Source organism: Micromonospora sp. NPDC049051 (assembly GCF_043197575.1).
Lineage (GTDB): Bacteria > Actinomycetota > Actinomycetes > Mycobacteriales > Micromonosporaceae > Micromonospora.
In genome coordinates, this window is the sequence record NZ_JBICTL010000005.1 from 201,569 (window position 1) to 220,772 (window position 19,204).

At 74.4% G+C, this 19,204-nt stretch carries 15 protein-coding genes and 1 pseudogene; 14 read left to right on the plus strand and 2 right to left on the minus strand.

Translation table 11 applies throughout. The annotated features are described in order from the left end of the window. Nucleotides 1–25: 25 nt before the first annotated feature. Both ACGFIR_RS22095 and ACGFIR_RS22100 read left to right on the plus strand, forming a co-directional pair. A pseudogene (locus ACGFIR_RS22095) lies at nt 26–2,185 on the plus strand (DEAD/DEAH box helicase); the annotation flags it as partial. Next, complete coding sequence (locus ACGFIR_RS22100; protein ID WP_393001853.1) at nt 2,182–3,177, plus strand: SWIM zinc finger family protein; 996 nt, start codon at nt 2,182–2,184, stop codon at nt 3,175–3,177. The pseudogene ACGFIR_RS22095 and the gene ACGFIR_RS22100, both read left to right, overlap by 4 nt. A 102-nt stretch (nt 3,178–3,279) precedes the next feature. Here ACGFIR_RS22100 and ACGFIR_RS22105 read toward each other — a convergent pair whose 3' ends face one another. Next, nucleotides 3,280–3,537 (minus strand): DUF3040 domain-containing protein, encoded by a 258-nt coding sequence (locus ACGFIR_RS22105; RefSeq protein ID WP_393001854.1) that lies wholly within the window; start codon nt 3,535–3,537, stop codon nt 3,280–3,282. 472 nt (nt 3,538–4,009) lie between these two features. On the opposite strand from ACGFIR_RS22105, the gene ACGFIR_RS22110 reads away from it, so the two are divergent. The 5 genes from ACGFIR_RS22110 to ACGFIR_RS22130 all read left to right on the plus strand — a co-directional run bounded on the left by ACGFIR_RS22110 (nt 4,010) and on the right by ACGFIR_RS22130 (nt 10,312). Then, nucleotides 4,010–6,082, plus strand: a complete 2,073-nt coding sequence (locus tag ACGFIR_RS22110; RefSeq protein ID WP_393001856.1) for a DUF1800 family protein — start codon at nt 4,010–4,012, stop codon at nt 6,080–6,082. 20 nt (nt 6,083–6,102) lie between these two features. Continuing rightward, a complete protein-coding gene (locus ACGFIR_RS22115) occupies nt 6,103–7,470 on the plus strand; it encodes a DUF1501 domain-containing protein (RefSeq protein ID WP_393146853.1) in 1,368 nt (455 codons plus the stop codon). Next, complete coding sequence (locus ACGFIR_RS22120) at nt 7,467–8,888, plus strand: ferric reductase-like transmembrane domain-containing protein (RefSeq protein WP_393146855.1); 1,422 nt, start codon at nt 7,467–7,469, stop codon at nt 8,886–8,888. The genes ACGFIR_RS22115 and ACGFIR_RS22120 overlap by 4 nt, the downstream gene beginning before the upstream one ends. A 10-nt stretch (nt 8,889–8,898) precedes the next feature. Beyond that, a complete protein-coding gene (locus tag ACGFIR_RS22125; RefSeq protein WP_393146857.1) occupies nt 8,899–9,486 on the plus strand; it encodes an FMN-binding protein in 588 nt (195 codons plus the stop codon). A 103-nt stretch (nt 9,487–9,589) separates the two neighbouring features. Continuing rightward, the gene (locus tag ACGFIR_RS22130; RefSeq protein ID WP_393147272.1) at nt 9,590–10,312 is read left to right on the plus strand and encodes an FAD:protein FMN transferase; all 723 of its coding nucleotides are present in this window, start codon (nt 9,590–9,592) and stop codon (nt 10,310–10,312) included. A gap of 245 nt (nt 10,313–10,557) precedes the next feature. Here ACGFIR_RS22130 and ACGFIR_RS22135 read toward each other — a convergent pair whose 3' ends face one another. After that, nucleotides 10,558–11,229: a bifunctional DNA primase/polymerase gene (locus tag ACGFIR_RS22135; protein WP_393146859.1), complete on the minus strand. Its 672-nt coding sequence runs from the start codon at nt 11,227–11,229 to the stop codon at nt 10,558–10,560. Between the two features lie 245 nt (nt 11,230–11,474). Here ACGFIR_RS22135 and ACGFIR_RS22140 point away from each other — a divergent pair, with 245 nt between their 5' ends. From ACGFIR_RS22140 to ACGFIR_RS22170, 7 genes are all read left to right on the plus strand, one after another. Beyond that, nucleotides 11,475–12,704, plus strand: a complete 1,230-nt coding sequence (locus ACGFIR_RS22140; RefSeq protein ID WP_393001866.1) for a helix-turn-helix domain-containing protein — start codon at nt 11,475–11,477, stop codon at nt 12,702–12,704. A gap of 16 nt (nt 12,705–12,720) precedes the next feature. Beyond that, nucleotides 12,721–13,293, plus strand: coding sequence for a flavoprotein (locus ACGFIR_RS22145; protein WP_393001868.1), 573 nt, complete (start codon nt 12,721–12,723; stop codon nt 13,291–13,293). A 181-nt stretch (nt 13,294–13,474) separates the two neighbouring features. Next, nucleotides 13,475–14,305 (plus strand): Nif3-like dinuclear metal center hexameric protein, encoded by an 831-nt coding sequence (locus ACGFIR_RS22150; RefSeq protein ID WP_393147274.1) that lies wholly within the window; start codon nt 13,475–13,477, stop codon nt 14,303–14,305. Next, nucleotides 14,302–15,039: a zinc ribbon domain-containing protein gene (locus tag ACGFIR_RS22155; protein ID WP_393146861.1), complete on the plus strand. Its 738-nt coding sequence runs from the start codon at nt 14,302–14,304 to the stop codon at nt 15,037–15,039. Before ACGFIR_RS22150 ends, ACGFIR_RS22155 begins: the two co-directional genes overlap by 4 nt. 4 nt (nt 15,040–15,043) lie before the next feature. Then, a complete protein-coding gene (locus ACGFIR_RS22160; protein ID WP_393146863.1) occupies nt 15,044–16,267 on the plus strand; it encodes a bifunctional RNase H/acid phosphatase in 1,224 nt (407 codons plus the stop codon). Nucleotides 16,268–16,430: 163 nt separating this feature from the next. Further along, on the plus strand, nt 16,431–16,511 hold the full coding sequence (locus ACGFIR_RS22165) for a putative leader peptide (RefSeq protein WP_393002887.1): 81 nt from the start codon (nt 16,431–16,433) through the stop codon (nt 16,509–16,511). Between the two features lie 113 nt (nt 16,512–16,624). Continuing rightward, on the plus strand, nt 16,625–19,081 hold the full coding sequence (locus ACGFIR_RS22170) for a M14 family zinc carboxypeptidase (protein ID WP_393146865.1): 2,457 nt from the start codon (nt 16,625–16,627) through the stop codon (nt 19,079–19,081). Nucleotides 19,082–19,204 lie beyond the last annotated feature (123 nt).

The following is a 19,204-nucleotide window of genomic DNA, read 5'->3' on the forward strand; positions in this document are numbered from 1 at the left end:
GGCGGCGGCGACGGTGGGCGCGCCCGGGCGGTGGCGGGTCGAGTTCGGCCTCCAGGCGGCCGACGAGCCGAGCCTGCACGTGGACGCCGGGCAGGTCTGGCGGGCACCGGAGACCGTCGCCGGGCTGGCCGGTCGCGGCGACGACCCACAGGAGACCCTGCTCGCCGAGCTGGGCCGCGCCAGCCGGCTCTGGTCCGAGCTGGACACCGCCCTGCGCGCGGCCACCCCGGAGGCCCTGGAACTGGACGTCGAGGGGGCGCACCGGTTCCTGCGCGAGGGCGCACCGGTGCTGCACGCCGCCGGGTTCGCCGTGCTGCTGCCGTCCTGGTGGCGGCGCCCGTCGTCCCGGCTGGGCGCCCGGTTGCAGGCCCGCAGCCGGACGGCCCCGGGCACCGTCGCCGCCACCGTCGGCGGGGTGGGGCTGGACGCCCTCGTCGACTACCGCTGGGAGGTGTCCCTCGGCGACCAGCCGCTCACGGCCGAGGAGCTGGCGTCGCTGGCCGCGCTGAAGACCCCGCTGGTGCGGCTGCGCGGGCAGTGGGTGGAGCTGGACCCGAAGCGGCTCGCCGCCGGCCTGCGGCTGCTCCGCTCCTCCGGCGAGCTGACCGTCGCCGACCTGCTCCGGCTCGGCCTGGCCGACGCCGAGCAGCCGGACGCGCTGCCCGTGCTGGAGGTCAGCGCCGACGGCGCGCTCGGCGACCTGCTCGCCGGGGCGGTGGAGCGGCGGCTCACCCCGCTGGACCCGCCGCCGGCGTTCCACGGCACGCTGCGGCCGTACCAGCGTCGGGGGCTGGCCTGGCTGGCGTTCCTACAGTCCCTCGGGCTCGGCGGGGTGCTCGCCGACGACATGGGGCTGGGCAAGACGGTGCAACTGCTCGCCCTGCTCGCCGGGGACCCGCCGGGCGCCGGCCCCACCCTGCTGGTCTGCCCGATGTCGCTGGTGGGCAACTGGCAGCGGGAGGCGGCGCGGTTCACGCCGGGGCTGCGCGTACACGTGCACCACGGCGCGGAGCGGGCGCGGGGCGAGGCGTTCGCCACGGCCGTGCACGACGCGGACCTGGTCCTCACCACCTACTCGGTCGCGGCCCGCGACGCGGTCGACCTGGCCGGCATCGACTGGCGGCGGGTCGTGGTCGACGAGGCCCAGGCCATCAAGAACGCCGCCACCCGGCAGGCCGAGGCCGTCCGCGCACTGCCCGCCCGGCACCGGATCGCCGTCACCGGGACGCCGGTGGAGAACCGGCTGGCGGACCTCTGGTCGATCATGCAGTTCGCCAATCCGGGGCTGCTGGGACCGGCGGCGACCTTCCGCAAGAAGTACGCCGAGCCGATCGAGCGGCACGGCGACGCCGAGGCGGCCGAGCGGCTGCGCCGGATCACCGGCCCGTTCGTGCTGCGCCGGCTCAAGACCGACTCCTCGATCATCTCCGACCTGCCGGAGAAGCTGGAGATGGAGGTGCTCTGCAACCTCACCGCCGAGCAGGCCTCGCTCTACCGGGCGATCGTCGACGACATGCTGGCTCGGATCGAGTCCAGCGACGGCATCGAGCGACGGGGGCTGGTGCTCGCCGCCATGACCCGGCTCAAGCAGGTCTGCAACCACCCCGCGCAGCTGCTGCGCGACGGCTCGGCGCTGCCCGGCCGCTCCGGCAAGCTGGCCCGCCTGGAGGAGATCCTGGAGGAGGTCCTGGCGGCGGGGGAGCGGGCCCTGCTCTTCACCCAGTACGCCGAGTTCGGCGGCATGCTGCGCGGGCACCTGTCGGCCCGGTTCGGCCGCGAGGTGCTCTTCCTGCACGGCGGGGTCGGCAAGGCCGACCGGGACGCCATGGTCACCCGGTTCCAGTCCCCCCGGGGACCGGCGATCTTCGTCCTGTCCCTGAAGGCCGGCGGCACCGGGCTCACCCTCACCGAGGCAAACCACGTGGTGCACGTCGACCGGTGGTGGAACCCGGCGGTCGAGGACCAGGCCACCGACCGGGCGTTCCGCATCGGCCAGCGGCGCCGGGTGCAGGTCCGCAAGTTCGTCTGCGCCGGCACGGTGGAGGAGAAGGTGGCGGCGCTGATCGCCGACAAGCGCAGCCTCGCCGCCTCGGTCGTCGGCACCGGCGAGCAGTGGGTCACGGAGCTGTCCACGACGCAACTGCGCGAGCTGTTCACGCTGGAGGCCGGGGCGGTGGTGGAGTGAGCGGGCAGCCGGCGAGCGGCCGGTTCGCCGACTACGGCCCGCCGCGCCGGGTCGACGGCGGGCTGAAGGCGCGCAGTACGCGCGGCGCCATCGGCCGGTCCTGGTGGTCGCGGCGGTTCCTGGAGGTGCTGGAGTCCTTCGCCCTCGGCACCCGGCTGACCCGTGGCCGGTCGTACGCGCGGGCGGGTCAGGTGATCCGCCTGGACGTCGCCGCCGGCACCGTCGCCGCCGCCGTGCAGGGCTCCCGCCCGCGACCGTACGAGGTGAGCATCGCCCTGCCGGTGTTCCCGGAGGCGCTCTGGGCCCGCGTCGAGGCGGAGTTGGCCGCCCAGGCGTTCTTCAGCGCCCGGCTGCTCGCCGGCGACCTGCCCCCGGAACTGGAGGAGCTGTTCGTCGCGGCCGGCGCCCCGCTCTTCCCCGCCGACGTGGCGGAGCTGCGTCAACGGTGCAGCTGCCCCGACTTCGCCGTCCCCTGCAAGCACCTGGCGGCCACGTTCTACCTGCTCGCCGAGGCGTTCGACGCGGACCCGTTCCAACTGCTGCACTGGCGGGGACGCAGCCGGGCCGAGCTGCTCGACCGGCTGCGCGTCCTCCGGGCCGGCGCCGTGGGCGGCGGCGAGCCGCCGGCAGTCGCACCGGACGGCACGCGCGCTGCCGCGCCGTCCGGGCGGGACGACGCTGAGCAGGGCGCCGCAGCGCCGGCCGGATCCGTCGTCGGGCACGCGGACCTGACCGGGTCGAAGGCCGGCCGGGACACCGTGGACGTCGCCCCGGTCGGGGCCGCGCGGGCGCTCGCCGGCCTGCCGTCGGCGCCACTGGCCGACGCGGTCGACCGGTTCTGGCTGCCGCCGGTGCCGTTGCCCGACCGGCCACCGAGCCTGTCGACCGGACCGGATCTGCTGCTGCGGCAACTCGGCGCGCCGGCCCCCGCGATCGGCGGGCCCGGCCTCGTCGAGCGGCTGCGGCGGGCGTACCGGCTGCTCGGCCCGTGAGGCCGGCGGCGGACGACGTCCCCCGGCCGACCCGCCGGCCCGCCGACCGACCCGGCCGAGGGCGCCGGCACCTGCTGCGCGCAGGCCGAACGGGATCCCGGGTCACAGCCACCGGCGGCGCAACCACCACATGACCGCGGCGTTGGCCACCAGGAGCACCGCGCAGATGGCCCCGGCCACCCGCCCGGCCAGCACGGTCATCGCCGGCAGCGAGGCCCACAGCACGATGGTCAACAGCAGCAGCCATCGGCCGCGCCGGCCCCGGGCCCGGTTGTCGAGCCTGGCGAAGAACGCCGGATCGCTCTCCCGGAGCTGACGGGTGATCTGCTCGAACCTGCGCTGATCCTCTTTGCTGAGCATGTGCCTTCCCCTCACGTGTTCAGCGGTTCGGCGGCATACCCGCTGTGGTGGCGGCTCACGCTCCGGTCCTGCTCCTACTTTGCGGCCCCGTCCGGGCGGCGCACCCGGGCCGCGTGGAGTCGCCCTCGGGGAGCGCGGGAAAGTCGTCTCAGCGCAGGCTTAGCCGTACCTTAAATTTGCCTGTGACGATGAATGTGCCCGCCCGTGCCGTTCCGTCGGCTGTCGTCGCGTCCGGTCCCGGCCGTGGCGCGTACGCCCTGCTCGCGAGGTCCGTACCGGCGTGTGCGGAATTCGGCCGTCGCCGACCGGTGCTGAGCGCCGTCTTAAGTGCCGTCCCGGGGGCTTCCGGCGCTGCTTGATGGCGCTCGGACGCTTCACTACCTTGCGGAGCAACCCCCCTCAGGCACGAGCCGCCGCACCTGCACCCGTGCCCGGTGTCAGTCGTCGCGGCGCAGCAGAAACGGATTGGTACATGGCCGACCAGAATGTGCCACCACGTCTACCGCGGGACGACCGCGGCTGGGACGGACGGCAGTACCCCGGCGCCGACCGTCACCGCGACAGCCACGCCCCCACCCCGTACGGCCACGACGCGCGCGCCCCGCACCAGAGTGGACACGCCCCCGACCCGCAGGGGCGGTACGCCAACGCCGGTCAGCCGCCCGCGCGCGGGCCGCAGTGGGTCGGCCCGGAGGGCTTCGGCCGGCAGGCCGCCGCGCCGTCGCCCGGCCCCGGACTGCCCAACCTGGACGACGGCGACGAGCCCGGCGGGAAGGTCGGCCGACGCAAGGCCCTCGCCGCCCTCGGCGGCACCGCGGCCGTGGTCGCCGGTGGCGCCGCCCTGGCGATGAGCCCGCAGATCCGCAGCCTCTTCGGCGACGGGGCGGTCGCCGCTGACGCCACCGGCACCACGGTCACCGACGGCACCCCCGCCCGTCCCAGCGGGCAGCAGCCGAGCACGGTGCGCACCTACACCGAGCAGAACGAGAGCTACATGGGCTCCCGGGCCGGCGAGGCGTTGAAGAAGAACGCGCCGACCGGCGGCCGGACCTTCTCCGGGCCGGCTGCCGCCGCCGCGGAGACCAAGGTGACCGTCAAGACGGTGCTCGCCAAGGACCCGGTGCTGCACCTGGCCCGCCGCGCCACCTTCGGCGCCACCGGGCAGGTCCTCGCCGACATCAAGGAGCGGGGCATCGACGGCTGGCTGCGCTGGCAGCTCGACCCCGACAAGATCGCCCCGACGAAGGCCGAGCTGAAGCTGGCCGAGCTGCCGACGCTGAAGCTCAGCACCGCGCAGCTGCGTGAGCAGCGCGAACAGCTCAACGAGCGCGGTGCACAGCCGGAGAAGGAGATGGTGGACGCCACCATCGCCCGGCAGATCTGGTCGAACCGGCAGCTCTTCGAGGTGATGGTCGACTTCTGGAACGACTTCCTGCACGTCGCCGCGGACTTCGACGGCGGCGAGGTCCACCGCGCGTCCTTCGACCGGGACGTCGTCCGGGCGCACGCCCTCGGCAGCTACCCCGAGATGCTGCTGGCCGCGAACCGGCACCCGGCGCTGCTGCTCTACCTCAACCAGAACGACTCCCGCGCCGACGCGGTCAACGAGAACCTGGCCCGGGAGAACCTGGAGCTGTACTCGGTGGGCGTCGACGGCGGCTACACCGAGAAGGACGTCCGGCAGGCGGCCCTGCTCCAGACCGGTCGCGGCGTCAGCGACGGCAAGTACGTGTTCCGCCCGGAGCGGCACTACGTCGGCAAGGTGAAGGTCCTCGGCTTCACCCACGCGAACGACTCGAAGGACGCGAAGAAGGCCGAGGCGGCCATCGACGCGTACATCACCTACATCGCGCTGCACCCGTCCACCGCGAAGTACGTGGCGCAGAGCCTGGCCACCCGCTTCGTCTCGGACACCCCGCCGAAGTCCCTCGTGGAGCGGCTGGCGAAGTCGTACAGCCTGAACAAGGGCATGATCAAGCCGGTGCTGATGACGCTGTTCAGCTCCTCCGAGTTCTGGGCGGCGGTGGGCCAGAAGGTGCGCCGGCCGATGGAGTACCTGGTCGCCACGTACCGGGCCCTCGGGGTCTCCCCGGAGGCGTCGCCGAAGCACGACAACGGCGACAGCAAGCGCACCCCGTACGCCCGGGGGCTGCGGCAGGTCCACGACCGGATGCGCGAGCTGGGCCAGTACCCGATGGGCCAGCCCACCCCCGACGGCTACCCGGACGTCTACGTGGCCTGGACCTCTGCCGGCACGATGGTCAACGGCTGGAACGAGGCGGGCGAGCTGCTCGCCGGCCGGCGCACCGTCTTCACCTACACGCCGGCCGAGAAGCTGGTGGCCAGACCCCCGGCCACCGCCGGGGCGTACGTGGACGCGCTGGCCCTGCGGCTGGTGGGTCAGAAGCTGAGCGCCCGGGAGCGGTCCCTGATCCTCGGCGTGGCCGGCGTGTCGGCCGGCGACAAGGTCGACGCCACGTTCGACGGGGCCGTCACCGCCGTAGCGCGGGCGATCCTCGCTTCCCCCCAGCACCACCTCCGGTGAGGCACCCGATGGAGAAGACTGTGCACACGTTCCCTCTGCACCCCGAATGCCCCGACGTGCGGCGGCTGGCTGACAACCCGGCCGAGGCGCTGCTGCGGGCCGAGGCCGACATCGTCGCCGCCGAGAACGCCGCCGAGGCCGACCGCTACCGGCGGCTGGAGGACCTGGAGGAGGCCCAGCAGGACGGTCGCGGCGTGACCCGGCGGACGTTCGTGGCCGGCGCCGCCGCCACGGCCACCGCCCTCGCGACGGCCCAGTTCGTCACCACCTCCGCCTCGTTCGCCGCGACGAAGACCGGCACGCTGATCCACGTCTTCCTCTACGGCGGGCTGGACGGGCTGAGTCTGGCGGCGCCGGCGGACGACCCGGTGCTCGCCAAGGCCCGCCCCGACCTGCTGCTCGGCGACGACTCCCTGGCGCTGGGTCGCGGCTTCAAGCTGACCAGCGCGTTCAAGCCGCTGGAGCCGTGGCTGAAGAGCGGCAACCTGGGCTTCGTCCCGGCGGTCTCCGACGAGCGGCTCTCCCGCAGCCACTTCCAGGCCGCGGACGCCTGCAACCTCGGCGGCCTGCCCAGCGAGACCGGCGGCCGGGGCTGGCTGGACAGCCTGGTCGACACGCTCGGCACGGGCACCGCGTTCCGCAGCGTCGGCATCGGCAGTACGCTGCCCCGCTCGCTGGTCGGCACCAACGGCGCGATCTCGCTCAACAGCGTCGGCTCGCTGCGGCTCAACGGCGACGACCGGTACCGGGCCGCGACCGAGAAGGCGATCAAGGGGCTCTTCACCGGGATCAACCATCCGGTGCAGGAGGCCGTGCAGGACGGCCTGGGCGCGCTGGCCACCGCGCAGCGCCTCGCCGCGAAGCCGTACCAGGCGGCCGAGGGCGTCGAGTACAAGGGCGTCGGGTACGCGTTCCAGCAGCTCGCCCAGCTCATCAAGGGCGGGGCGAACGTCCGGGTCGCCACCGTCGGGATGGGCGGCTACGACACCCACGAGAACCAGGGCACCCGCGACGGCGGTCAGCTGCACCGGCGGCTGAACGAGCTGGCCAGCGCCATGGCGGCGTTCTTCACCGACCTGGGGGAGAAGTCGGCCGACGTGACCATCATGGTCTCCAGCGAGTTCGGCCGGCGGGTCGCCTCCAACGGCGGTGGCACCGACCACGGCCACGGCGGGGTGGTCACCGTGCTCTCCGGGCGCAAGCTCGCCGGCTCGCTGCTGGGCACCTGGAACGGGCTGAACGACCTGGACTCCGGCGACGTGCCCGAGTACAACAACATGTTCAACGTCTACGGGGCCGTCGCCCAGGGCCGCTTCGGGCTCACCAACGCGGAGGTGGACAAGATCTTCCCCCGGCAGAAGTACCGCCCGATGAAGCTGTACGCGTGACGTACCCGCGCACCCACGCCGCCGGCCGCCGCGCCGGGACGACCCCGTCCCGCCGCGGCGGCCGGCCGGCTGCGGACGTACGCCCGCTGGTGCCGCCGCGGCGCGGGCCCGGCGGCCGGCGGCTGCTGGCCGTGCTGCTCGTCGTCGGCCTCCTCGCCAGCGTGCTGCCCTGGTGGCTGGACACCCCGCCCGGGTCGCTGCGGACGACCGCCGCCACCGTGACCGCCGCCGGCCAGATCGCCGGCCTGGTCGCCGGCTACCTGCTGCTCGTGCAGGTGCTGATGATGAGCCGCCTGCCGGTGCTGGAGCGGTGGGCCGGCGGCGAGCGGATCGCCTGCTGGCACCGCGACGTCGGGGCCACCCTGCTGGTCGCCGTGCTCGCGCACGCGTCGCTGATCCTGGTCGGCTACGCCGGCCTGGAGGACAACCCGGTGCTCACCGAGGCCGGCGTGCTGCTGCGCGACTACGAGGACATGGTCTCCGCGTTCGCCGCCGCCGGGATCCTGGTGCTGGTCGGCCTCACCAGCGTCCGGGCGATCCGGACCGTGCTGCCCTACGAGCTGTGGCACGCCCTGCACCTGTCGAGCTACGCGGTGCTGCTGCTCGGCTTCGCCCACCAGTTCAGCAACGGCGCGCAGCTGTTCCGGCCCGGCCCGGTGCGCACCGGGTGGATCGCCATGTACGCGCTCGTGCTCGCCGCCCTGCTCTGGGGCCGGGTGCTCGCGCCGCTGGCGTTCAACCTGCGGCACCGGCTGCGGGTCGCCGACGTGGTCGCCGAGAGCCCGGACACCGTCTCCATCTACCTGACCGGCGACCGGCTGGAGCGGCTGGAACTGCTCGGTGGGCAGTACTTCCGCTGGCGCTTCCTCGCCCGGGGCTGCTGGTGGCAGGCGCACCCGTTCTCGGTCTCCGCCGCCGCGAACGGCCGCTGGCTGCGGCTCACCGTCAAGGTGGTCGGCAGGCACACCGCCGACCTGCGTGACCTGGAACCGGGCACGCGGGTCTGGGCGGAGGGGCCGTCGGGCACCTTCACCGCCGCCCACCGGACCCGGGAGCGGGCCCTGCTGATCGCGGGCGGCAGCGGGATCACCCCCATCCGGGCCCTGCTGGAGGAGCTGCCGCCCGGCGCCGCGCTGATCTACCGTGCCCGTACCCCGGCCGACGTCCTGCTGCACCGCGAGCTGGACTGGCTCGCCGAGGCCCGCGACACCGCGATCTGGTACGTCGTCGGCTCCCGGGACGATGCCGGGCCACGCCAGGTGATGAGCCCGGACGGGCTGTGCCGGCTGGTGCCCGACGTCGCCCGGCGCGACGTCTACCTCTGCGGACCCCCCGGCATGGTCGAGCAGTCGCTGCGGGCGCTCCGCGAGGCCGGCGTGCCCCGCCGGCAGATCCACCTCGCCACGTTCGAGCTGTAGGAAGGCCCCCATGCGTCGCGCTCTGCTCGCGATCACCGGCCTGGCGGCCGGCACCACCGCCATGGTGGTGCTGAAGGGCTCGCCGGGCACCAGCCCGGTCGCCCGGGACCTGCCGGCGGTGCCTCCGCCGGTGGCCTCCGCGCCCGCCGGTCCGACCCCGACCGACGGCGCGGTCTCCGCCGCGCCGTCACCGGCCGGCACCAGCGCGTCCCCCCGGCCCGGCCGCACCGCCACCCGCCCGCCCGCGAGCCGGCCCGACGCCACCACCCGGGCGCCGTCCGCGCCGCGTACCACCACCAGACCCGCCGCGCCGACCACGCGCACCGTCACCGGACCGGTCGTGGAGAACGAGTACGGCAACGTCCAGGTGCAGATCACCCTCTCCGGTACGCGGATCGTCGACGTGGTGGCCCTGGAACTGCCCGAGAAGACCGCCCAGTCCGACCAGCGCAGCGAGCAGGTGGACGGCCGCTACAGCGGCACCTCGGGGCTGGTGGTGCAGCGGCAGAGCGCCAACGTGGACACCGTCTCCGGGGCGACCGCCACGAGCACCTCGTACAAGCAGTCGTTGCAGGCCGCCATCGACCGGGCGAACTGACGTGCCGGCGACGGGCGGGTGCCCGCCGGCGGTGGTGGCGCGGGCCGACGCGGGCGGGCACGCACCGGCGACCAGGCCGGGGCTGCGCCGGGTCGAGCAGGTCATGGGCACCGCCATCAGCCTCGACCTCGCCGACGACCTGCCCGCCGCCGAACTGGACGAGCTGGCGTCGGGGGTGTTCGCCTGGCTGCGCGAGGTCGACGCCCGGTTCAGCACGTACCGGGCGGACAGCGAGGTGTGCCGCGTCGACCGGGGCGAGTTGCGGCCCGCCGAGGCCGGCGCGGACCTGCGGGCCGTGCTGGCGCGCTGCGCCGACCTGTGGCAGGCCACCGACGGCTTCTTCGACGCGTACGCCACCGGGCGGCTCGACCCGTCCGGCTACGTGAAGGGCTGGGCGGTGCAGGTCGCCTCGGACCGGCTGCTCGTGGCCGGGGCGGCGAACCACTGCCTCAACGCCGGCGGCGACGTGCGGGTACGCGGCCACTCCCCGGCCGGGCGACCGTGGCGGATCGGCGTGCGGCACCCGTGGGACGCGATGTCCACGTGTCTCGTGCTGGCCGGCACCGACCTGGCCGTGGCCACGTCCGGCGTCTACGAGCGCGGCCACCACGTGCTCGACCCGCGTCGGGGCGTACCGGCCACCGGGCTGCGCTCGGTCACCGTGGTCGGGCCGGACCTCGGGCTGGCCGACGCGTACGCCACGGCGGCCGTCGCGATGGGCCCGGCCGGCCTGGGCTGGCTCGACGGCCTGCCGGGGCACCGGCACGCGGTCGTCACCGACGACGCCCGGCTGCTGCACTCCACCGGCCTGCCCCTGGCCGACTGAGGATCAGCGGAAGGGGCGGGTGACGGCCGGACGGGAGCCGACGGGTCGGGGGCGTCCCGGGCGGGAGCCGACGGGACGGGTGACCGGCCAGCGGCGGCGCGGCCGGTGGTGCCGCGGCGGCGGCTCCGTGCCGTCCGGCTGGCGCGTGGTGTCGTCGGTGGACATGTAACCCCCGCTCCCGGCGCGGGTGCGCCGTCGTGGTACCCAACGAGCGCCGACCCCCGGGCGTCGCTGTCGGCCCGGCGTCACATGCCCCGGCGCGGCAGCGGCAGGTGCCCGGGGAGCAGGTCGGAGGTGAGCGTGACGCCGGTGGCCCGCAGGGCCTCGATCAGCGCGTTCTGCACCAGATAGGAGTCGGGGAGTTGCCAACGGGCCTGTTCGGGCGCCACCGCCCACCGCACGGTGCCCTCCGGCAGCCGGGTCGGCGGGGCGGGGATCCACGAGCCCGTCCCGTGCCGGACCACGTGGAAGCAGTGCTCCAGTTCGGGACGGAGCGGGTCGCCGGGGCGGACCAGGAACATCCAGCGGCCGGTCGGGGTCACCAGCACCGGCCCGCGTACGCCGACGCCGGCCGGGTGCGTCCGGACCGCGTCCAGCACGTGCCGGCCGAGGTGCGTCGGCACCTCCAGCACGTCGAACGCCCGCCCGGTGGGCAGCAGCACCCCGTGGGGCCGGGTACGCCACCAGGTCGCGACCCGGGCCGGGTCGGCGCTCGCCGCGTGCTCCCAGTTCTCCAGCGCGGGATGGCAGCCGACCGTCGGGCAGCCGGCCCGCCCGCAGACGAAGCGGCTGCGGGCCAGGCAGGCGCCGGGGGTGACGTCCCAGCCGTGCAGGGCGTAGCGCACCGCCACCCGGCGCAGCCGTACCCGCTCCAACGGGGACAGTTGAACGACGCGCGGCGCGACATTCCCCCACATGTGCCATCTCCCCTCGCCGGACCCCGGCCGGTGCCCAGGTCGCATGTCGAGCACCGTCACTGCCGTAATCCGCGATCGTTGAGCTGACGAACGGCTGATGCAACTTGCACGAAAACTACGAGGACTGGCTGTACGGCTGACGCACACGCTGTGCGACCAGCGAAAACCTGAGCACGTACGGATCGCCGAAACCGGGGAACCGGCCGGCACGCCCGCTCGAGCGGGCACTGGGGAGGAACGGGTAGATGGAGGAATTGCCCATCGGGCGGCGGGTGGCCTACTGGCGGGTGCGGCGCAAGATGTCGCAGCAGGTCTTCGCGGATCGGCTGGGCAAGTCGAAGAGCTGGGTGGACAAGGTCGAGCGCGGGGTGCGCCGGCTGGACAAGTTCTCCGTCGTCTACGAGATCGCCGCCATCCTCCAGGTCGACGTGCAGCTGCTGCTGGGCAAGGACCCCGAGCGGCGTACGGACGCGCTGAACTGCATCGACCAGGTGGAGGTGCAGGAGATCCGGGCGGCCCTGGAGCGCTACGACTCGATGAGCGCGTACTTCGACGCCGTGTCGTACCCGCCGCCCCTGGCCGACATGCGCAAGGCCGTCAACCACGCCTGGCTCACCTACCAGTACGGCCGGTACGGGATGCTCACCCGGGCGCTGCCGAAGCTGCTGCGCGACGCGCAGGCCGCCGACGCCGGCCACGGCGGCGACCAGGCCCGCGAGGCGGCCCACCTGCTCGGGCAGGTCTACCAGATCGCTTCCTCGGTGCTGCGCAAGCTCGGCGAGTGCGACCTGGCCTGGCTGGCCGCCGACCGCTCGATGGCGGTCGCCCAGCGTGCCGACGACCCGCTGCTGGCCGGCATCGCCACCACCCGGGTCTGCAACGCGCTGGTGGCCATGGGCCGGCCCCGGCCCGCCCTCGAACTGAACGTCACCATCGCCAACCGGCTCGCCCCGGGTGGCGACAACGAGGCGTCCCCGGCCCTGCTGTCGGTCTACGGGATGCTGCTGTTGCAGGGCGCGATGGCCGCCGCCCGGATCGGCGACTCCGCCACGGTCGACGACCTGATCAACGGCGCGCACGAGGCGGCCCTCCTGCTGGGCGGCGACCACAACCACTACTGGACCTCGTTCGGGCCGACCAACATCGAGCTGCACCGCGCGGCGGCGGCGGTCGAGCTGGGCGACGGCGGCCGGGCGGTGGAGGTGCACCAGAAGCGGATCCAGGAGGCGGCGTTCAACGCGCTGCTGCCCGAGCGCCGGGCCCACCACCTGCTCGACATCGCCCGGGGCTTCGCCCACATCGGCGACGTGGCCAACGCGGGCGAGATGCTGCTGCGCGGTGACCGCCTCGCGCCGTCGGAGATCCGCTGCCGGCCGATCGCCCACGAGGTGATGTCGGACATCCTGCGTCGCACACGTGGTGCGCCGCCTTCTCCGATTGCGGAGTTGGCTGAGCACATGGGAGTAGGGGTATGAGCGCGGAGCCGGCCTGATGACCGGCCCGCACCCGAGCAGCGAGCGCCGTGAGGTGCTCTACGTCATCGCCTGCGGTTCGCCGCTGGCCCGCCACGTCGGCCGGCTCGTCGAGCTGGCCCACCAGGACGGCTGGGACGTCTGCGTGGTCACCACGCCGGACGGCGCCAAGTTCGTCGACCGGGCCGCGCTGGCCCGGCAGACCGGCCATCCGGTCCGCACCCACTACAAGAATCCGGGCGACCTGGACGTGCTGCCGCAGGCGGACGCGTTCATCGTCTGCCCGGCGACGGTCAACACCGTCAACAAGTGGGCGGCCGGGATCACCGACACGCTGGCCCTCGGGCTGCTGGTGGAGGGGCAGGGGCTGGGCGTACCGGTGGTGGCGGTGCCGTACACGAACGCGGCGATGGCGAACCATCCGGCCTTCCGCGCCGGCATCGCCCGGCTCGCCGAGTGGGGGGTGACGGTGCTCTTCGGCGACGACGTCGTGCCGTTGCACCCGCCGGGCACCGGCGAGCGCCACGTGGACTCCTTCCCGTGGGCCCTGGGCCTGGCCGCCGTACGGGACCGGCTCTGCCCCGTCGCCTGAAGCGTGAGGAAGGGTCCCCCGCTGACGCACAGCGTTGGCGAGGGACCCTTCCCCGCTCGTGGCGCGCCAGCACGGCGGTGGGACACGCCGTCGCGTCGGTGGGCGACACCCTCGGCCGCAGCCAGCGCCGGTAAGCTGGCCCGCCGTGAGCACCAACGCAGTCCCGCCGACCGTCGCCGACGTGGTCGCCGAGCTGGAGCGGCACTATCCGCCGGCCTGGGCCGAGGACTGGGACCGGGTCGGGCTGGTGCTCGGTGAGCCGTCCGCCCCGGTACGCCGGGTCCTCTGCGTGGTCGACGTGGTGCCGGAGACGGTCGCCGAGGCGCTCGACGCCGCCGTCGACATGATCGTCGCCCACCATCCGCTGCTGCTGCGCGGCGTCTCCTCGGTGGCCCCCACGACCTACAAGGGCCGCATCGTCCACCAGCTCATCAAGTCCGACGTCGCGCTGTACGTCGCGCACACCAACGCCGACGTGGCCGCCCCGGGGGTCTCCGACGCCCTCGCCGCCCGGTTCGGCCTGACCGGGCTGCGCCCGCTGCACCGGCCCGCGCCCGGCTCGCCCGCGCACGGCGACGGCCGGGGGATCGGCCGCATCGGCGAGCTGCCGGAGCCGATGACGCTGGCGGAGCTGACCCGGCACGCCGCCGCCGTGCTGCCCGCCACCACCTGGGGAGTTCGCGCCGCCGGGGATCCCGGGCGTATCGTTCGTACCCTCGCGGTCAGCGGCGGCGCGGGGGACGGCTTCCTCGCCGACGCGACGGCGGCCGGGGTGGACGCGTACCTCACCGCCGACCTGCGCCACCACCCGGCCGGCGAGCACCTGGCCGCCAGCGGCCCGGCCCTGCTCGACGCCGCCCACTGGGCGACGGAACGACCGTGGCTGGACGACCTGGCCGCCCTCCTGCGGGAGGCGACGGGTGTCGAGACGCTGGTGTCCGACCGGGACACCGACCCGTGGACCGTACACGCCGCCCCACCCGCGGTGGACGAGAAGGAGCCCCGACCGTGAAGGCTGACCCCAAGGTCCAGCGCCGCCTGCTCGACCTCCAGGCGATCGACACCACCCTCGCCCAGCTCGCCCACCGCCGCCGGTCGCTGCCCGAGCGGGCCGAGCTGGACGCGCTGGCCCGGGAGCTGTCCGCGCTGGAGGACGAGCGGGTCCGCGCCCAGGTGGCGGTCGACGACCTGGATCGGGACATCGCCCGCATGGAGAAGGACGTCGACCAGGTGCGGGCCCGCAAGGCCAAGAACGAGGCCCGGCTGACCGCCGGCACCGGCCCGGCCCGGGAGCTGGAGGCCCTCCAGCACGAGCTGGCCTCGCTCAACCGCCGCCAGGGCGACCTGGAGGACGCCGAGCTGGAGCTGATGGAGCAGCGGGAGACGGCCCAGGGCGTGCTGGACGGCGTCGAGAAGCGGCTCGCGGACGTACGGGAGAAGCGCGACGACGCCGAGCGGCGCCGCGACGCGAGCCTGGCCGAGATCGCCAAGGAGGAGGAGTTCAAGCGTGGCGCCCGCCAGCCGCTGGCGGCCGACCTCCCGGCCGACCTGGTTAAGCTGTACGACAAGATCCGCGAGGACACCGGGCTCGGCGCGGCGCTGCTGACCGCCGGGCGGTGCGGCGGCTGCCGCCTGGAGCTCTCCGGCGCCGACGTGGCCCGCATCCGCAAGGCCGACCCGGACGAGGTCGTCCGCTGCGAGGACTGCCGGCGGATCATGGTCCGCACCAACGAGTCCGGCCTGTAGTCCCGTGGCGCCGCGCGTGGTCGTCGTCGAGGCCGACGGCGGGTCCCGGGGCAATCCCGGCCCGGCCGGCTACGGCGCGGTGGTCCGCGACCGGGACACCGGTGAGGTGCTGGCCGAGCGGAGCGAGTCGCTCGGCGTCGCCACCAACAACGTCGCCGAGTACCGGGGGCTGATCGCGGGGCTGGAGGCCGCCGCCGAGGTGGGCGCCGCCGAGGTCGAGGCGAGGATGGACTCGAAGCTCGTGGTCGAGCAGATGTGCGGCCGCTGGCAGATCAAGCACCCCGGGCTGCGTCCGCTCGCCGCGCAGGCCGCCGGGCTGGTGAAGCGCTTCGACGCCGTCCGGTTCCAGTGGATCCCCCGCGAACGCAACCGGCACGCCGACGCCCTCGCCAACGCCGCCATGGACGCCGCCGCCGGCAAGGCCCCGGCCCGGGCCGCCGCCGCGCCGCCACGCGTCGTGGAGCCGCCGCGCGAGGTCGCCGGCCCCGACTCGCCGGCCCGCGCGCGGGCCCGTGAGGTGGCCGCCCGCGCCGCGTCGGCGTCGACCACGGGCACCGATCCGGCCACCGCGCCCGCCTCCTGGGAGCCGCGCCCGAGCTTCACCGCCACCCGCCTCGTCCTGGTCCGGCACGGCGAGACCCCGTACACCGAGCAGCGCCGCTACTCCGGCCGCGGCGACGTGCCGCTGTCGGAGCACGGCCGGGCCCAGGTCCGGGCCACGGCCGCCCGGGTGGCCGCGCTGGCCCCGACCGTCGCGGCCGTGGTCAGCTCACCCCTGTCCCGGTGTACGGCGACCGCCGAGGCGATCGCCGAGGCGCTCGGCGGTGTGCCGGTACGCCGCGAGGACGACCTCGTCGAGTGCGACTTCGGGGACTGGGAGGGGCGCACCTTCGCCGAGGTCCGCGAGGAGTGGCCGGGCGAGATGGACGCGTGGCTCGCCTCGACCCGGGTGGCCCCGCCGGGCGGCGAGTCGTTCGCGGACGTCGCCGAGCGCTGCCGCCGCGCGGTCGACGGGCTGTGCCGGGCGTACCCGGGGGAGACCGTGGTGGTGGTCTCGCACGTCTCGCCGATCAAGCTGGTGCTGCGCGACGCCCTCGCGGCCGGCGACGGCTTCCTGCACCGGCTCTTCCTGGACGCGGCCGGCATCTCGGTGCTCGACAGGTGGCCCGACGGCGGGGTGGCCGTCCGCACGGTCAACGACACCGCCCATCTCACCTCCGTCGGCTAGCCCGGCCGACGACACCGCCTGCCTCACCCCGGTCGGCCAGCAACGACACCGCCCCGCCGCGCCACCGTCGGCCAGGCAGCGCCGGCCGGCAGGATTCGTCAAGGTCGTGACGATCCTGCGAATCCGTTGACAGGCCGCCCGGCAGCCCTTCAAGATCGGTCCCGTGCGAAGCGTCCATCTGACGAAGCGGGGTCACATCGACCTCCTGCGCGTCGCCAGCGCCGCCTGTCGACGCCCCATCTGACGCCGGGTTCTCTCCCCCCTCTCTCGCACGCTGCTGGCGTTTCCCGACTCCGCAGGTCTCCGGCCCTGCGGCGCGTCCGCCTGTGCGTACTCCCTCGTGACAGGAGACTGTCCTTGTCCCTCAACAGACTTCTTCCCCGGCTCACCGCGACGGCGGTGACCGTCTCCCTGCTCGGGACGGCGGCGTGGGCCGCTCCGGCGGGCGCCTCGGCGCTGCCGGCGGTGCCCCCGCGCGCCACCGACATCGCCGACGTCCGGGGCTATCCCCAGCGCAGCACCCTGCCGGTCTGGCCCGACAACCCGGCGGACGCCTCGATCCCGATCGGCGTCATCGCCTACGACGACATCGCGCCGAAGCTGAACGCCCTCCAGGCCACGAGCGACCGGGTCTCCGCCCGGGTGGCCGGGAAGTCGGCCGGCGGCTACGACCTGTACGCGGTCACGGTGACCGCGCCGGAGACCCGTGCCGAGGCCCGGCAGCAGGAGATCTGGAAGCGCCTCATCGAGGACGAGCCGGCCCGGGCCCAGCGCGACCGGCAACTGCTCGCCGGCTACAAGACGCCGCTCTTCGTCAACGCCAACATCCACGGCAACGAGTGGGAGGGCACCGACGCGGCGCTGCGGGTCATCGAGGACCTGGCCACCAGCACCAGCCCCGAGGTGGCCGGGCTGCTGCGGCGCAACCGTCTCGTCTTCAACGTCACCGCCAACCCGGACGGCCGGGTGGCCGGCACCCGCGCCAACTCCGCCGGCTACGACCTGAACCGGGACCTCACGGTGGTGGCGCAGCCCGAGACCAACCTGATCCGCGAGCTGATCATCGACACGAAGCCGATCATCACGCTCGACCTGCACGGCTACGTGAGTCCGACGCTGCTGCACCCCAGCACCCCGCCGCACAACGTCAACAACGAGTACGACCTCTACATCAAGCACGGCCTGCCGAACGCGCTGGCGATCGAGGAGGACCTGCGTGGTCTCGGGTACGCCGAGACCCAGCGGGCCCGCATCCCGTTCCGCGACGACGAGCCCGGCGTGTGGGACGACTTCCCGCCGATCTACGTGCCGTCCTTCGCCATGTTGCAGAGCAGCATCCCGTACACCATCGAGGCGCCGCTCAACCCGCGCGGCGGCGCGCTCACCCCGGCCGAGCGGGTGCGGCGCTCCGGCATCAACACCGACGTGCACGAGGTGGCGATCCGCACGTCGCTGCGGTACATCCAGGAGAACCGGGCGCAGGTGCTGCACGACCAGGCCGAGGTCTACCGGCGTGGCTGGGCGGGCGAGCCGCTGCGCGCCCTGCCCGACGGCTTCGTGCCGGGCTGGGGCCCGGAGGACAACTACCACACCACCTTCCCCCGGGCGTACGTCATCCCGACCGGTGCCGGTCAGCGTTCGGAGCCGGCCGCCGCGCGCCTCGTCGATCTGTTGATCAGCAGCGGCGGGCGGGTGTGGCGGGCGAAGAAGTCGTTCACCGCGGGCGGCCGGAGCTACCCGGCCGGCTCGTACGTGGTCGACCTGCACCAGCCCAAGCGCGGCCTGGTCAACTCGCTGCTCGAACCGGGTGCCGACATCACCGACCGGGTGGACGACCTCTACGCCGGCCCGGCCGCCTGGAGCCAGGGACTCACCTGGGGCGCCACCGTCGAGACCCTGTGGAACGAGTTCCCGGCCGTCCGACTGGAGCGGACGTACGACGGGCGGGCCGAGGGCGCGGTTCCCGCCGGCAACGGCGACCTGCGCCTCGACCTGCACGACGCCGCCGACCTGCTGGCGGTCAACTCGCTGTTGGGCCGGGGCGTCGCGGTCCACCGCCTGGCCGACGGTTCGGTCGTCGTTCCCGGCACCCCCGCCAACCGCAGACTGGCCCGGGAGGAGGCCCGTACCCACGCGGTGACCTTCGAACGCGCGCCCGCCGGCTGGCGCGGGACCCGGCTGGACAAGGTGGTCGTCGGCTACCTGGGCACCGTCGAGGAGCGCGACACGCTGGCCGACCTGGGCTTCGAGGCGCGGGCCCTGACGGCCGCCACGCTCAGCACGGGCCTGACCGGCGACGTCGACGTGCTCCTCGTCGCCAGCAACGTCAACCTGGCGAACCTGTCGGCGGAGAACCGCGCCGCACTGGACGCCTTCCTGGCCCGGGGCGGCGGCGTTGTCGGTCTGGGCACCGCCGGGGCGAGCTTCAGCAACGCCGCCGCGCTGCTGTCGGTGACGGCGACCGCCGGACCGGGCCTGGCCAGTGGGGTGGTCAACGTCGTCAACGCCGGCGGCCCGGTCAGCGCCGGCGCCATCCCGCACTCGTTCGTCAGCCAGCCGGTCTGGTTCACCGGTCTGGGCGGCAACGTCACGGTCGAGCAGTCGTACGCGGCCGATCCGCTGCTCGCCGGCTGGTGGACGACGGGCGGCGCCAACGGTCAGGACGCGGCGGCCAACCAGGCCAGCATCGTGCGGGGCGTGTCCGCCGGCGGCAACGGGGTCGTGCTCTTCGGCACCGACCCGACGTTCCGCCTGCACCCGAAGGGCCTGCAACCGCAGCTCGGCCGGGCTCTGCTCTGGACGGCGGCGCGGTGATCGCCGCGCGGTGAGCCGTCGACCGGCCGGGACGGGCACGGGTGCCGAGGTTTGGCACCCGGGCCCGTCCCGTTCCGCTTGGAGCGACGGCCGCCCTGCCCGACGACATCGACGATTCGACGG

What these genes read in the sequence shown, in the direction of transcription:
- ACGFIR_RS22140 (WP_393001866.1), top strand. Translation starts at nt 11,475, where the DNA reads ATGGAGGAATTGCCCATCGGGCGGCGGGTGGCCTACTGGCGGGTGCGG.
- ACGFIR_RS22135 (WP_393146859.1), bottom strand. Translation starts at nt 11,229, where the DNA reads ATGTGGGGGAATGTCGCGCCGCGCGTCGTTCAACTGTCCCCGTTGGAG.
- ACGFIR_RS22105 (WP_393001854.1), bottom strand. Translation starts at nt 3,537, where the DNA reads ATGCTCAGCAAAGAGGATCAGCGCAGGTTCGAGCAGATCACCCGTCAG.
- ACGFIR_RS22125 (WP_393146857.1), top strand. Translation starts at nt 8,899, where the DNA reads ATGCGTCGCGCTCTGCTCGCGATCACCGGCCTGGCGGCCGGCACCACC.
- ACGFIR_RS22130 (WP_393147272.1), top strand. Translation starts at nt 9,590, where the DNA reads ATGGGCACCGCCATCAGCCTCGACCTCGCCGACGACCTGCCCGCCGCC.
- ACGFIR_RS22110 (WP_393001856.1), top strand. Translation starts at nt 4,010, where the DNA reads ATGGCCGACCAGAATGTGCCACCACGTCTACCGCGGGACGACCGCGGC.
- ACGFIR_RS22145 (WP_393001868.1), top strand. Translation starts at nt 12,721, where the DNA reads ATGACCGGCCCGCACCCGAGCAGCGAGCGCCGTGAGGTGCTCTACGTC.